Consider the following 13994-nt stretch of genomic DNA (forward strand, 5'->3'; position numbering starts at 1 on the left):
GCTCAATTGGTAGAGCAACTGACTTGTAATCAGTAGGTTGGGGGTTCAAGTCCTCTTGCCGGCACCACTTTTATATGATATAATATTCAAGTCTCTTGTAAGAAGAGCCATTAGCTCAGTTGGTAGAGCATCTGACTTTTAATCAGAGGGTCGAAGGTTCGAGTCCTTCATGGCTCACCATTTACATGTTGCGGATGTGGCGGAATTGGCAGACGCGCTAGAATCAGGCTCTAGTGTCTTTACAGACGTGGGGGTTCAAGTCCCTTCATCCGCACCATTTCTGCGGAAGTAGTTCAGTGGTAGAACACCACCTTGCCAAGGTGGGGGTCGCGGGTTCGAATCCCGTCTTCCGCTCCAACTATACCATCCACGCCGGGGTGGTGGAATTGGCAGACACACAGGACTTAAAATCCTGCGGTAGGTGACTACCGTGCCGGTTCAAGTCCGGCCCTCGGCATTAAGTTTTGCGCCCGTAGCTCAATTGGATAGAGCGTTTGACTACGGATCAAAAGGTTAGGGGTTCGACTCCTCTCGGGCGCGCCATGATCTATATGAAATCGGGAAGTAGCTCAGCTTGGTAGAGCACATGGTTTGGGACCATGGGGTCGCAGGTTCGAATCCTGTCTTCCCGACCATTCTTGGGGCCTTAGCTCAGCTGGGAGAGCGCCTGCTTTGCACGCAGGAGGTCAGCGGTTCGATCCCGCTAGGCTCCACTTGATTTCAAAAAATATTTGGCGGTGTAGCTCAGCTGGCTAGAGCGTACGGTTCATACCCGTGAGGTCGGGGGTTCGATCCCCTCCGCCGCTACCAATGGACCTTTAGCTCAGTTGGTTAGAGCAGACGGCTCATAACCGTCCGGTCGTAGGTTCGAGTCCTACAAGGTCCACCACTATACGGAGGAATACCCAAGTCTGGCTGAAGGGATCGGTCTTGAAAACCGACAGGGGTGTCAAAGCCCGCGGGGGTTCGAATCCCTCTTCCTCCGCCATACATATTCCTAATCATCGCGGGGTGGAGCAGTTCGGTAGCTCGTCGGGCTCATAACCCGAAGGTCGCAGGTTCAAATCCTGCCCCCGCAACCAAATTTTAAAATGGTCCGGTAGTTCAGTTGGTTAGAATGCCTGCCTGTCACGCAGGAGGTCGCGGGTTCGAGTCCCGTCCGGACCGCCATTTAAATACTTAGGCTCGGTAGCTCAGTTGGTAGAGCAACGGACTGAAAATCCGTGTGTCGGCGGTTCGATTCCGTCCCGAGCCACCATTTATCAATATATTTTGGCGGTTGTGGCGAAGTGGTTAACGCACCAGATTGTGGCTCTGGCATTCGTGGGTTCGATTCCCATCAATCGCCCCAAATAAAAATTGCGGGTGTAGTTTAGTGGTAAAACCTCAGCCTTCCAAGCTGATGTCGTGGGTTCGATTCCCATCACCCGCTCCATTTCTATATCGTCATGGGCCTGTAGCTCAGCTGGTTAGAGCGCACGCCTGATAAGCGTGAGGTCGATGGTTCGAGTCCATTCAGGCCCACCATGTCTTTTGTATTCCACAGTAGCTCAGTGGTAGAGCTATCGGCTGTTAACCGATCGGTCGCAGGTTCGAATCCTGCCTGTGGAGCCAAATGGAGAAGTACTCAAGTGGCTGAAGAGGCGCCCCTGCTAAGGGTGTAGGTCGTGTAAGCGGCGCGAGGGTTCAAATCCCTCCTTCTCCGCCATATGATTACAGATATCATAATTATCGGCCCGTTGGTCAAGCGGTTAAGACACCGCCCTTTCACGGCGGTAACACGGGTTCGAATCCCGTACGGGTCATCCAGAAGCCTTGCATATCCTGCAAGGTTTTTTTGTTTTTATAAATCATGATATGTCTTAGATTTTGTTCTTTATTTTAAAAACAGACTACAAAAATCTCCATATATTTCGTTTTTCTTCAGAAAATGAAGTTAATTGTCTATAAGTATAAGCGCTTTCAGGAAAGGGCTTTTTTTTATTTCTTCGAATAAATACTATAAATGAAAACTATGATGTCAGAAAGGATGATTACATGGCCGCTGCCAGCCCGACAGCACATGATGTTTATCTTTTTCACGAAGGCAGTCTGTTTAAAAGCTATCAGCTGTTTGGCTCGCATTACCGCGAGCTGAATGGCAAAAGCGGATATGAATTCTGTGTGTGGGCGCCTCATGCGTCGGAAGTACGAGTGGCTGGAGATTTTAACAGCTGGTCTGGAGAAGAGCATGTGATGCACAGAGTGAATGATAATGGCATTTGGACGTTATTTATTCCAGGTATAGGAGAAAAGGAACGATATAAATATGAAATCGTGACGAATAACGGTGAGATCAGGCTGAAGGCAGATCCATACGCTATTTATTCAGAAGTCAGACCAAACACAGCGTCACTTACTTACAATTTGGAAGGGTACAGCTGGCAAGATCAAAAATGGCAAAAGAAACAGAAGGCTAAGACGCTGTATGAAAAACCTGTTTTCATTTATGAACTGCATCTTGGGTCTTGGAAGAAGCATTCTGATGGCAGGCATTATTCCTATAAAGAATTAAGTCAGACGCTTATCCCTTATATCAAGGAGCATGGGTTTACCCATATTGAACTGCTTCCGATGTATGAGCATCCATATGATCGTTCATGGGGATACCAAGGAACGGGGTATTACAGCCCGACAAGCAGGTTTGGCACGCCGCATGATCTGATGAAGTTTGTTGATGAATGTCATCAACAAAATATCGGAGTCATTTTGGATTGGGTCCCCGGACATTTTTGTAAAGATGCACATGGACTCTATATGTTTGATGGAGAACCGCTTTATGAATACAAAGAAGAACGTGATCGGGAGAACTGGTTATGGGGCACGGCAAACTTTGACCTGGGAAAACCGGAAGTTCATAGTTTTTTAATTTCGAATGCGTTGTACTGGGCGGAATTCTATCATATAGATGGATTTAGGGTTGATGCAGTGGCTAATATCTTGTATTGGCCAAATCAGGATGAACGCCACACGAATCCATATGCTGTTGAGTTTTTAAAAAAACTCAATCAAACCATGAGAGAGGCATATCCCCATGTGATGATGATTGCGGAAGATTCTACAGAATGGCCTCAAGTGACAGGTGCCGTTGAGGAAGGGGGGCTTGGTTTTCATTATAAATGGAATATGGGATGGATGAATGACGTACTGAAATACATGGAGACGCCGCCCGAAGAAAGGCGGCATTGTCATCAGCTTATCTCTTTTTCATTACTATATGCGTTTAGTGAGCATTTTGTATTGCCGTTTTCTCATGATGAAGTCGTATACGGAAAAAAATCACTTCTTAATAAAATGCCTGGCGACTACTGGCAGAAATTTGCCCAGTATCGGCTTTTGCTGGGCTATATGACAGTGCATCCAGGAAAGAAATTGATCTTTATGGGATCAGAGTTTGCCCAATTTGATGAATGGAAAGATACAGAACAGCTTGATTGGTTTTTGGACTCCTTCCCCATGCATCAGAAAGCCAGCGTTTTTACGCAAGATCTTCTCCGCTTTTACCAAAAAAGCAAAATCCTTTATGAGCATGACCATCGTGCACAATCGTTTGAATGGATTGATGTCCATAATGACGAACAATCAATCTTTTCTTTTATTCGTTATGGCAAAAAGCACGGTGAGGCGCTTGTCATCATTTGTAATTTTACACCCGTGGTCTATCATCAATATGATGTTGGAGTTCCTTTTTTTACTCAATACATTGAAGTGCTTAACAGTGACAGTGAAACATATGGAGGCTCAGGGCAAATCAACAAAAAGCCGTTATCGGCTAAAAAGGGAGCACTTCATCATAAACCGTGTTATATCACGATGACCATCCCCCCTTACGGCATCTCGATTTTACGGGCGGTTAAAAAAAGAGGAGAGATAAAAAGATGAAAAAACAATGTGTAGCCATGCTCCTTGCCGGCGGGAAGGGCAGCCGTCTCAGCGGATTAACAAAAAATATGGCCAAACCGGCTGTATCTTTCGGGGGAAAATACAGGATTATTGATTTTACCCTAAGCAACTGTTCTAATTCAGGCATAGACACAGTCGGGATTTTAACGCAATATCAGCCGCTCGAGCTGAATTCCTATATTGGGATCGGCAGTGCATGGGACCTGGATAGATATAATGGCGGCGTGACGGTTTTACCCCCTTATGCCGAGTCATCAGAAGTCAAATGGTATAAAGGGACGGCAAGCGCCATTTATGAAAATCTCAATTATTTGAATCAGTATGATCCTGAGTATGTACTGATTTTATCAGGAGATCACATATACAAAATGGACTACGGCAAAATGCTTGATTATCACATTGAAAAGAAAGCAGATGTGACCATCTCTGTCATCGAAGTGGGCTGGGAGGAAGCAAGCCGGTTCGGCATCATGAAGGCCAATCCAGATGGGACGATCACACATTTTGATGAAAAGCCCAAATTCCCTAAGAGCAATCTTGCCTCAATGGGAATTTATATATTCAATTGGCCGCTTTTGAAACAGTATCTTGAGATGGACGATCAAAACCCTTATTCTAGCCACGACTTCGGCAAAGACATTATTCCACTGCTTTTGGAAGAGAAAAAGAAGCTTTCTGCTTATCCGTTCAAGGGATATTGGAAGGATGTCGGAACGGTGCAGAGCTTGTGGGAAGCCAATATGGAATTGTTAAAAGAGGACTCGGAGCTGAAGCTGTTTGAACGCAAATGGAAAATTTACTCCGTCAATCCAAATCAGCCTCCGCAATTTATTTCATCTGATGCGCAGGTTCAAGATTCGCTTGTGAACGAAGGTTGTGTTGTATATGGAAATGTGTCTCACTCCGTTCTTTTTCAAGGTGTGACTGTTGGTAAGCATACGACTGTTACATCATCCGTCATAATGCCGGATGTGACGATTGGGGAGCATGTAGTCATTGAAAATGCCATCGTTCCTAATGGGATGGTGCTGCCGGATGGCGCAGTGATTCGCTCCGAAAAAGACATTGAAGAGGTGCTGCTCGTTTCAGAGGAATTTGTAGAAAAAGAATTGATTTAATTACTGAAGAGGGGGCAGAGTCAGTGTTCAATAATCAAATGTTAGGTGTTATAGATGAAACCACATATAAGCATTCTCTTCAGGATTTAACAGCACAGCGGTCGCTCGGGGCGATCCCTTTTGCCGGCAGGTACCGACTGATTGATTTTATGCTTTCCAACATGGTGAATGCGGATATTAGGAGTGTTGCAATTTTTCCGAAGTATCGTTACCGTTCGCTCATGGATCACCTTGGGGCGGGTAAGGAATGGGATTTGCACCGGAAAAAGGACGGCCTCTTTTTTTTCCCGTCTCCCCATCTTCATCACGAATACGATGAATTCGGTTCCTTTCGCCAGTTTTCGGACCATCTAGATTACTTCCACAGAAGCACTCAGCAATATGCTGTAATCTCCAACAGCCATACCGTATGCAACATTCAATTTCAATATGTGCTGAAACGCCATCAGGAGGTTGGCTGCGACGTCACCGAGGTATTTCAGGACGGCCAGTCGCTGCAAATCTATATCATGTCAACAACGCTTTTAAAGGATCTGATCTACGGACATAGCGAAAAAGGCTATAAAACCATTCAGGAGGCTGTTGAAAAGGAATCTTCCGCCCTGACCATTTGCCCTTATGAATATTCAGGTTATGCCGCTGTCATTGATTCGGTGGAAAAATATTATACCCACAGTATGGAACTCATTCAGCCTCGTTTTTGGCAGCAGGTGTTTTTGCCGCAGCAGCCGATCTATACAAAAGTGAAGGATGAGCCGCCTACGAAATACGGAAAGCACAGCACTGTCAAAAATTCTTTGGTGGCAAACGGCTGTGTGCTTGAAGGAGAGGTTGAAAACTGCATTTTGTTCAGGGCGGTCCATGTCGGAAAGGGTACGAAGCTGAAAAACTGCATTATTATGCAAAAAACGCAGATTGGCGAGGATTGCCTTCTTGAGCAGGTCATTTCTGATAAGGACGTTAAAATCGGCAAGGCGACGGAAGCTGCTGGAACAGCTGAGCAGCCGCTTGTATTAAGAAAAGGTTTGGTGCAAGGAGAGCTGATGAATTCTTGAAGATATTATTTGCTGTGTCTGAATGCACCCCATTTGTGAAATCAGGAGGTCTTGCCGATGTAGCAGGTGCTCTGCCAAAGGCACTTGCACGATTAGGCAATGAAGTAGCTGTGATGCTGCCGAAGTACAGCCAAATACCTGAACCGTGGAAAAAGCGTATGAAAAAAAAGGCTGAGTGTACGGTAGCTGTCGGCTGGCGTCAGCAATATTGCGGAATTGAACATATGGCCGAAGACGATGTGAATTATTACTTCATCGACAATGAGTACTATTTCAACAGGGATTCGTTGTACGGGCATTATGATGACGGTGAGCGGTTTGCCTTTTTTTCAAGAGCTGTGCTGGAGGCTGCCAAAGTTGTGAATGTTCCAGCCGATATTGTTCATACTCACGATTGGCATACAGCGATGGTCAATTATTTGCTGAAAGAGGAGTACAGAAAACATCCTTTTTATGAACGGATGAAAAGCGTGCTCACGATCCACAACCTGCAGTTTCAAGGCATATTCCCTCCTGATGTCACACATGACTTGCTGGGTCTTGAGATGGATCATTTTCATTATGAAAGGTTAGAATGCAACGGATTTGTTAATTTTATGAAAGCGGGCATCATTGCGGCTGATCATGTGACAACTGTGAGCCCCACTTACAGAAATGAAATCATGACGCCGTATTATGGTGAGCAGTTGGAACAGGTTTTGCAATATAGGGAAGATGATGTAACCGGCATATTAAATGGCATTGATGATACGTTCTATCAGCCGAAAAGCGACCCTTATATAGAGGCGCAATACGATTCAGGGGATCTTGCATGCAAGCTGGAAAACAAAACGAAGCTTCAGCGGCGGATGGGGCTTCCAGAGAAAAACGATATTCCGCTGATCAGTATGGTGACAAGGCTCACTAAACAAAAGGGGCTTGATCTTGTCCGCAGAATTATGCACGAACTTCTTGAGGAGCAAGACATACAGCTGGTTGTGCTAGGCACAGGAGAACGTGAATTTGAAGATTATTTCCGGTATGCAGAATTTGCTTTTCATGAGAAGTGCCGGGCTTATATCGGGTTTGATGAGCAGCTAGCCCATCAAATTTATGCGGGCTCTGATATGTTTTTGATGCCGTCGAAATTTGAGCCGTGCGGTTTGGGGCAGCTCATTGCTCTTCAATATGGCGCCATTCCGATTGTCAGGGAAACGGGCGGTCTTTACGACACTGTCCGTGCCTATCAGGAGGAAGAGGGAACGGGCAATGGCTTTACGTTTTCCGCCTTTAATGCGCATGATCTGAAATTTACGATAGAAAGGGCGCTGTCGTTTTATTGCCAACAGGATGTATGGAAGAGCATCGTGAAGACCGCTATGAATGCAGATTACAGCTGGGGGAAGTCGGCTAAAGAGTATCAGCGTATTTTCGAGCAGGTGACAAGGAGTGGACAGGATGTTCTCGAGTAAAGAACGCTTTGCAGACTTATTTTTAAAGCGTCTGGAAATGACGTGCGGAAAAAGCTTTAAAGATTCTGCCAAGCTGGATCAATATAAAACGTTGGGCAATATGGTCAGAGAGTATATCAGCGCTGATTGGATCGAAACAAATGAAAAAAGCAGATCAAATTCCGGGAAGCAGACATATTATTTATCAATCGAATTTCTGCTCGGTCAGCTCCTTGAGCAAAACTTAATGAATCTTGGTGTTCGTGATGTTGTAGAAGCTGGTTTAAAGGAAATCGGCATCAATTTAGAGGAAATTCTTCAGATAGAGAACGATGCAGGTCTCGGCAACGGCGGGCTTGGCCGCTTGGCCGCTTGCTTTTTAGATTCTCTTGCTTCGTTGAACCTGCCAGGGCACGGGATGGGCATACGTTATAAGCATGGCTTGTTTGAGCAAAAAATTGTAGACGGACATCAGGTGGAGCTGCCTGAGCAATGGCTGAAAAACGGGAACGTATGGGAAGTAAGGAATGCGGATCAAGCAGTGGACGTGCCGTTTTGGGGCGAAGTCCATATGACAGAAAAAAGCGGGCGCCTGCATTTTCGCCACGAGCAAGCGACAATTGTTACCGCTGTTCCTTATGATATCCCGATCATCGGCTATGAAACGGGCACTGTCAACACGTTAAGGCTTTGGAACGCCGAGCCCTATGCGCATTATCACGGCGGTAATATTTTGTCTTATAAGCGGGAAACAGAAGCGGTTTCTGAATTCTTATATCCCGATGACACCCATGATGAGGGGAAAATTTTACGGCTGAAGCAGCAGTATTTTTTAGTATGCGCAAGCTTAAAAAGCATTGTGAACAATTACCGAAAAACACATAAATCTTTATCCGGCCTGCATAAAAAAGTGAGCATTCATATTAATGACACTCACCCTGCGCTTGCGGTGCCTGAGCTGATGCGGATTTTGCTCGATGAAGAGAACATGAGCTGGGAAGAAGCTTGGCATATCACTGTACATACGATTTCTTATACAAATCATACAACATTGTCAGAAGCGCTCGAGAAATGGCCGATTCATTTGTTTAAGCCGCTGCTCCCGCGAATGTACATGATTATTGAAGAGATCAATGAGAGGTTTTGCCGCGCAGTTTGGGAAAAGTATCCGGGAGACTGGAAAAGGATAGAGGACATGGCGATTACAGCGCATGGTGTTGTCAAAATGGCTCATCTGGCCATAGTAGGCAGTTACAGTGTAAATGGCGTTGCAAAAATACATTCCGATATATTAATGGAAAGGGAGATGCGCGACTTTCACTTGCTGTTTCCGAATCGTTTTAACAATAAGACGAATGGAATTGCCCACAGGCGCTGGCTGTTAAAAGCGAATCCAGGCTTGTCTGCCATCATTACAGAGGCGATCGGCGATGAATGGGTCAAACAGCCGGAATCACTGATCCGTTTAGAACCGTACGCCACTGATCCTGCATTTATTGAACAGTTTCAAAACAACAAAAGCAAGAAAAAACAAGAGCTTGCCGATTTGATTTTTTGCACGGCCGGGGTGGTTGTGAACCCTGACAGCATATTCGACGTACAGGTGAAACGGCTTCATGCATATAAACGGCAGCTGCTGAATGTTCTTCACATTATGTATTTGTATAACCGCCTCAAGGAGGACGCCGGGTTTTCAATCTACCCGCAAACCTTTATTTTCGGGGCAAAGGCTTCACCAAGCTATTATTATGCCAAGAAAATCATTAAGCTGATCCATTCTGTCGCAGAAAAAGTCAATTATGATCCGGCAGTCAAACAGCTGATCAAAGTTGTTTTTTTAGAAAATTATAGAGTTTCTATGGCTGAGCGAATTTTTCCGGCATCAGACGTAAGTGAGCAAATTTCAACCGCAAGCAAGGAAGCGTCTGGTACAGGGAATATGAAGTTTATGATGAACGGGGCTTTGACGATCGGCACGCATGACGGCGCAAATATCGAGATCCTTGAGCGGGTGGGCCCTGATTGTATTTACACGTTCGGCTTAAAGGCGGATGAAGTTCTATCGTATCAGGAAAACGGCGGCTATAGATCGAGGGAATATTATCAGCATGACAGAAGAATCAGGCAGGTAGCGGATCAGTTGATCAATGGTTTTTTTGAAGGAGAGGCAGATGAATTTGAATCGATCTTTGACTCGCTGCTTCCGCATAATGATGAGTATTTTGTGCTGAAGGATTTCAGCTCATATGCAGATGCACAGGAGCGAATTCAAGCTGATTATCGGGAGCGAAGGAAATGGTCTGAGCGTTCGATTGTAAACATTGCTCATTCTGGATATTTCTCCAGCGACCGCACGATCCGGGAATATGCGAAGGACATTTGGGGCATCAAGCCGATGATGTGAAAAAGCCGCTGTATAAGCGGCTTTTTTTGTTCACAGATTCATTGAATTGATTGTAAAGGATAAGAACGTCGCAAATGCACTCCATAAAAAATAAGGCAAAAGAAGATAGCTTGCGGCTCTGCTGTATTTTTTGGCAATGATCAGTAATACGATTGCTGTGATGGCGACAAGCAGGCAGTCAAGCGATGCAGCCAGCAGATTTTTTTGCGTAAACTGGAAATAGCTGAAGGCTTGATTGAGCACGTAATTTATCAAAAGTGTAAACCAAAAGCTTTTCGCACCTTTAAATGAAAACGCAGCATATACAATGGCTGCTGAAAGGGAGATCAGGGCAAACAGGATGGCCCAAATGATGCCGATCGCAGTTCCGCTTGGCGTCCAGTCCGGTTTTTTCAATGAATTGTACCATTCTTGGTCCACAGGAAACAGGTAGCCTGCGGCTGAAAACAGCGCATATGTAATTACAAAAACGGCTAAAGCGCCGACAATCTTTTTCATATTTGCAACCTCCGCATGTATTTAATTACCCTTTATCTTATAAAGATCAAACCCCCGATATGCGGGGGAAATGATGGTCTTAAATAAGCTGCTGCAATGCGTTTGCTTTAATGCGTTCATATTCAAAAGCTGATTCTAATTCTTCCTTCGGTAAAGCCGACTTGCGGACGTATTTTTCGCGAATGACATCGTAAAGCTCGTAAGGAAACAGCATATCAATAAACATGACTTGTTTTTGTTCTTCAGTTAATGGGGCTCTGGATTCGTATGCGTTCAGCATGACATGAAATGTTTCTTCATCCCAAACGCCCGTCGTATCCAAAAGCGGAATAATCATTTTGCGCAAATCGCGAATAGGCAGATCGAATGAAACGGTATCTAAGTCAATGACCCAAATCTGTTCATTTTCCCCTAAGAGTGTATTTCCGGTTCCGTAATCCTGGTGGCAAAGGTTAGGGCTTTTTTTCAGCTGTTCAGTCCATGGAACATAGGTCGACTGCAAAAGCTGGTCTTTGATGCGCAGCCCGTCTTCAATAAAGCCATCTATCTCCTGAAGATAAAACTGTGAGAAAGGATCTTCTTTTTCCGCCTCCGCCATCAGCTTCCACGTTTCCATCTGTTTGCATCGTTTCGTGTAGTGATTCGGCCAGCGACCTAATTTGGTAAATACGGGAACGCCATTTGGCGGCTGATATCCGACGGAAGCTGTATGAAAATCAGCAAGGCCTTTCATGATAAACTCCAAGTCCTGCTTTACAGTCAGCTCAAACGGCCTTCCTTCGATCCAGTCATATACGACAAATAGAAATGAGCCGTGCTTGGAATATAGGCTGCCTTTTTTGTTTGGGAGTATGCCAGGAACATTCATGCCTTTTTTTGCTAAATAGTCCTGCGCGAAAATGGAAAACAACGCTTTCTTTTCTGGCCTGTGTATTCGTTTTAGACAAACCGCGCCGGAGTCTGTGTGGACCTTCCAGACAAGCGCCATCTGGTTTCCCTGAATGACGTCTATTTTTTCAGCCTGCACATCCCATCCTTGAAGCACATTTTCAGCCAGCTCCGTTAATTTTTTTGCATCTTCTGCTGATAAAGGAAGCTCTGATGAATTCCCCTCCTCAATGACTTCATGGTTTTCTGCCATTAAAGGACACATCCTTACCTGTTTTACTCCTACCTTATGAATCAAAAGGAAAAAATGATTGAGATATTTGACTATATTTAATAGATGAATATGGTTGTTTACCCGTTTTGTTTTTAGGGCAGTCCCATTCCGCACAAGTTGGTTGTTCAGCCGTATCATGATTCTAACTAGTTAAAAATCATGCAGGAATGGAGGCTATGTATGAAAATAGCACTGATCGCCACAGAGAAGCTTCCTGTCCCATCGGTTCGAGGAGGCGCCATTCAAATCTACCTAGAAGCGGTTGCCCCTTTAATTGCCAAAAAACATGAGGTGACTGTGTTTTCTATTAAAGATCCGAATCTCGCTGATAGAGAGAAGGTAGACGGTGTCCATTATGTGCATTTGGATGAAGACCGTTATGAAGAAGCCGTTGGAGAAGAGCTGAAAAAGAGCCGTTTTGATCTTGTGCATGTTTGTAATCGCCCAAGCTGGGTTCCGAAATTGAAGAAAAAGGCGCCGGATGCTGTTTTTATTTTGAGCGTTCACAATGAAATGTTCGCTTACGATAAAATCAGCCAGGCGGAAGGCGAGATTTGCATCGACTCCGTAGCGCAGATTGTTACGGTCAGCGATTATATCGGACAGACGATCACAAGCCGTTTTCCGTCAGCACGATCAAAAACAAAAACAGTGTATTCCGGTGTGGATTTAAAAGCGTACCATCCCCGCTGGACGAATGAAGGACAGCGGGCTCTCGAAGAGATGCGAAGCGAGCTGGGGCTTCATGGCAAAAAAATCGTACTGTTTGTCGGCCGTCTTAGCAAAGTCAAAGGCCCGCACATTTTATTGCAGGCTTTGCCGGACATCATTGAGGAGCATCCCGATGTCATGATGGTGTTTATCGGGTCCAAATGGTTCGGAGATAATGAATTAAATAACTATGTCAAACATCTTCATACCCTCGGTGCGATGCAAAAGGATCATGTCACATTTATTCAATTTGTGAAGCCAAAGGACATTCCACGCCTTTATACCATGTCAGATGTATTTGTATGCTCTTCGCAGTGGCAGGAGCCTTTAGCAAGGGTGCATTATGAAGCGATGGCTGCGGGACTGCCTATCATTACAAGCAATCGGGGAGGCAATCCAGAGGTCATAGAGGAAGGGAAAAACGGCTACATCATTCATGACTTTGAAAATCCTAAACAATATGCCGAACATATCAATGATTTGCTGAGCAGCTCGGAAAAGCGGGAACGGCTTGGGAAATACAGCCGCCGTGAGGCAGAAAGCAATTTCGGCTGGCGGAGGGTGGCTGAAAATCTGCTCAGCGTCTATGAAAAGAACAGATAAAAGGGGTGAACAGAGTGTACCAAAAAGAGCATGAAGAACAGATTGTGTCCGAAATTCTCAGCTATTATCCGTTTCATATCGACCATGTGGCGCTGAAATCGAACAAAAGCGGGCGCAAAATCTGGGAAGTCGAAACTGATCATGGCCCAAAGCTGCTAAAAGAAGCACAAATGAAACCGGAGCGGATGCTTTTTATCACTCAGGCACATGCCCATTTACAAGAGAAAGGGCTGCCGATAGCGCCGATTCATCAAACAAAAAATGGCGGTAGCTGCTTGGGCACGGATCAGGTTTCTTACAGCTTATATGACAAAGTGACAGGAAAAGAAATGATTTACTATGATGCAGAGCAAATGAAAAAAGTCATGTCATTTGCCGGCCATTTTCATCATGCCTCAAAAGGATATATTTGCACAGATGAAAGCAAGAAGAGAAGCAGGCTGGGAAAATGGCATAAATTGTACCGATGGAAGCTGCAGGAACTTGAAGGGAATATGCAGATCGCGGCATCTTATCCTGATGACGTATTTTCGCAAACTTTCTTAAAACATGCTGATAAAATGCTGGCAAGAGGAAAAAAAGCACTGCAAGCGCTTGATGACTCAGAATACGAAACCTGGACAAAAGAGACGCTCGAGCATGGCGGATTCTGTTTTCAGGATTTTACATTGGCACGTTTGACTGAGATCGAAGGGGAGCCTTTTTTAAAGGAGCTTCACTCGATTACCTACGATTTGCCGTCAAGAGACCTTCGTATTCTTCTGAATAAAGTGATGGTTAAGCTTTCTGTATGGGATACTGATTTCATGGTTGCACTGCTTGCGGCCTATGACGCAGTGTATCCGCTCACAGAAAAACAGTACGAGGTACTTTGGATAGATCTCGCGTTTCCGCATTTGTTCTGTGCAATCGGGCACAAATATTATTTGAAGCAAAAGAAAACGTGGTCAGATGAGAAATATAACTGGGCGCTGCAAAACATGATTTCTGTTGAAGGATCTAAAGATTCGTTTTTGGATAATCTGCCGGAACTGTATAAAAAGATAAAAGCGTATCGGGAGGCGAATTGAC

9 protein-coding genes and 20 tRNA genes (1 of these 29 running past the window's edge) are annotated in these 13994 nt (G+C 44.9%); 27 read left to right on the forward strand and 2 right to left on the reverse strand.

Translation table 11 applies throughout. From position 1 onward, the window contains the following. From NSQ09_RS20100 to glgP, 25 genes are all read left to right on the forward strand, one after another. Nucleotides 1-67 (forward strand) — tRNA-Thr (locus NSQ09_RS20100) (it extends 9 nt beyond the left edge of the window). 37 nt (nt 68-104) lie between these two features. Then, nucleotides 105-180, forward strand: a tRNA-Lys gene (locus NSQ09_RS20105). Between the two features lie 10 nt (nt 181-190). Then, nucleotides 191-277: transfer RNA gene (locus tag NSQ09_RS20110), tRNA-Leu, on the forward strand. Nucleotides 278-282: 5 nt separating this feature from the next. After that, nucleotides 283-357 (forward strand) — tRNA-Gly (locus tag NSQ09_RS20115). Between the two features lie 14 nt (nt 358-371). Further along, a tRNA-Leu gene (locus NSQ09_RS20120) sits at nt 372-457 on the forward strand. A 9-nt stretch (nt 458-466) separates the two neighbouring features. After that, nucleotides 467-543: transfer RNA gene (locus tag NSQ09_RS20125), tRNA-Arg, on the forward strand. A gap of 15 nt (nt 544-558) precedes the next feature. Beyond that, nucleotides 559-635: transfer RNA gene (locus NSQ09_RS20130), tRNA-Pro, on the forward strand. A gap of 5 nt (nt 636-640) precedes the next feature. Continuing rightward, nucleotides 641-713: transfer RNA gene (locus tag NSQ09_RS20135), tRNA-Ala, on the forward strand. Between the two features lie 20 nt (nt 714-733). Further along, nucleotides 734-810, forward strand: a tRNA-Met gene (locus tag NSQ09_RS20140). Between the two features lie 2 nt (nt 811-812). Continuing rightward, nucleotides 813-889 (forward strand) — tRNA-Ile (locus tag NSQ09_RS20145). A 6-nt stretch (nt 890-895) separates the two neighbouring features. Further along, nucleotides 896-988 (forward strand) — tRNA-Ser (locus tag NSQ09_RS20150). Nucleotides 989-1005: 17 nt separating this feature from the next. Continuing rightward, nucleotides 1006-1082 (forward strand) — tRNA-Met (locus NSQ09_RS20155). Between the two features lie 11 nt (nt 1083-1093). Beyond that, a tRNA-Asp gene (locus NSQ09_RS20160) sits at nt 1094-1170 on the forward strand. Between the two features lie 12 nt (nt 1171-1182). Then, nucleotides 1183-1258: transfer RNA gene (locus NSQ09_RS20165), tRNA-Phe, on the forward strand. A 17-nt stretch (nt 1259-1275) separates the two neighbouring features. Beyond that, a tRNA-His gene (locus tag NSQ09_RS20170) sits at nt 1276-1351 on the forward strand. A 10-nt stretch (nt 1352-1361) separates the two neighbouring features. Then, nucleotides 1362-1435: transfer RNA gene (locus NSQ09_RS20175), tRNA-Gly, on the forward strand. A 15-nt stretch (nt 1436-1450) separates the two neighbouring features. Then, nucleotides 1451-1527 (forward strand) — tRNA-Ile (locus NSQ09_RS20180). A 12-nt stretch (nt 1528-1539) separates the two neighbouring features. After that, nucleotides 1540-1614 (forward strand) — tRNA-Asn (locus NSQ09_RS20185). A gap of 3 nt (nt 1615-1617) precedes the next feature. After that, nucleotides 1618-1708, forward strand: a tRNA-Ser gene (locus NSQ09_RS20190). A gap of 25 nt (nt 1709-1733) precedes the next feature. Then, nucleotides 1734-1805: transfer RNA gene (locus NSQ09_RS20195), tRNA-Glu, on the forward strand. Nucleotides 1806-2037: 232 nt separating this feature from the next. Beyond that, nucleotides 2038-3921 carry a 1,4-alpha-glucan branching enzyme gene (gene glgB / locus NSQ09_RS20200; RefSeq protein WP_341032563.1) on the forward strand — a complete coding sequence of 628 codons (1884 nt, stop codon included), beginning with the start codon at nt 2038-2040 and terminating at the stop codon, nt 3919-3921. Further along, the gene (locus tag NSQ09_RS20205) at nt 3918-5060 is read left to right on the forward strand and encodes a glucose-1-phosphate adenylyltransferase (RefSeq protein WP_341032564.1); all 1143 of its coding nucleotides are present in this window, start codon (nt 3918-3920) and stop codon (nt 5058-5060) included. Before glgB ends, NSQ09_RS20205 begins: the two co-directional genes overlap by 4 nt. A 23-nt stretch (nt 5061-5083) precedes the next feature. Then, nucleotides 5084-6115: a glucose-1-phosphate adenylyltransferase subunit GlgD gene (gene glgD, locus NSQ09_RS20210; protein WP_004398841.1), complete on the forward strand. Its 1032-nt coding sequence runs from the start codon at nt 5084-5086 to the stop codon at nt 6113-6115. Further along, complete coding sequence (gene glgA / locus NSQ09_RS20215) at nt 6112-7566, forward strand: glycogen synthase GlgA (RefSeq protein WP_129137862.1); 1455 nt, start codon at nt 6112-6114, stop codon at nt 7564-7566. Before glgD ends, glgA begins: the two co-directional genes overlap by 4 nt. Next, the gene (glgP, locus tag NSQ09_RS20220) at nt 7553-9949 is read left to right on the forward strand and encodes a glycogen phosphorylase GlgP (protein WP_033884545.1); all 2397 of its coding nucleotides are present in this window, start codon (nt 7553-7555) and stop codon (nt 9947-9949) included. The genes glgA and glgP overlap by 14 nt, the downstream gene beginning before the upstream one ends. Before the next feature lie 30 nt (nt 9950-9979). Here the strand turns inward: glgP and NSQ09_RS20225 are convergent, their stop codons facing one another. Then, nucleotides 9980-10447 (reverse strand): TspO/MBR family protein, encoded by a 468-nt coding sequence (locus NSQ09_RS20225; RefSeq protein ID WP_003229024.1) that lies wholly within the window; start codon nt 10445-10447, stop codon nt 9980-9982. Nucleotides 10448-10526: 79 nt separating this feature from the next. Beyond that, entirely contained in the window at nt 10527-11600 is a 1074-nt protein-coding gene (cotI, locus tag NSQ09_RS20230; RefSeq protein WP_129137861.1) for a spore coat kinase CotI, read from the reverse strand. A 189-nt stretch (nt 11601-11789) separates the two neighbouring features. Here cotI and cotSA point away from each other — a divergent pair, with 189 nt between their 5' ends. Together cotSA and cotS are read left to right on the forward strand one after the other, a co-directional pair. Next, entirely contained in the window at nt 11790-12923 is a 1134-nt protein-coding gene (cotSA, locus tag NSQ09_RS20235) for a spore coat protein CotSA (protein WP_129137860.1), read from the forward strand. Between the two features lie 14 nt (nt 12924-12937). Continuing rightward, nucleotides 12938-13993: a spore coat putative kinase CotS gene (cotS, locus tag NSQ09_RS20240; RefSeq protein WP_041340320.1), complete on the forward strand. Its 1056-nt coding sequence runs from the start codon at nt 12938-12940 to the stop codon at nt 13991-13993. Nucleotide 13994: the final 1 nt, after the last annotated feature.

This window comes from Bacillus sp. FSL W8-1202 (assembly GCF_038006165.1).
Lineage (GTDB): Bacteria > Bacillota > Bacilli > Bacillales > Bacillaceae > Bacillus > Bacillus subtilis.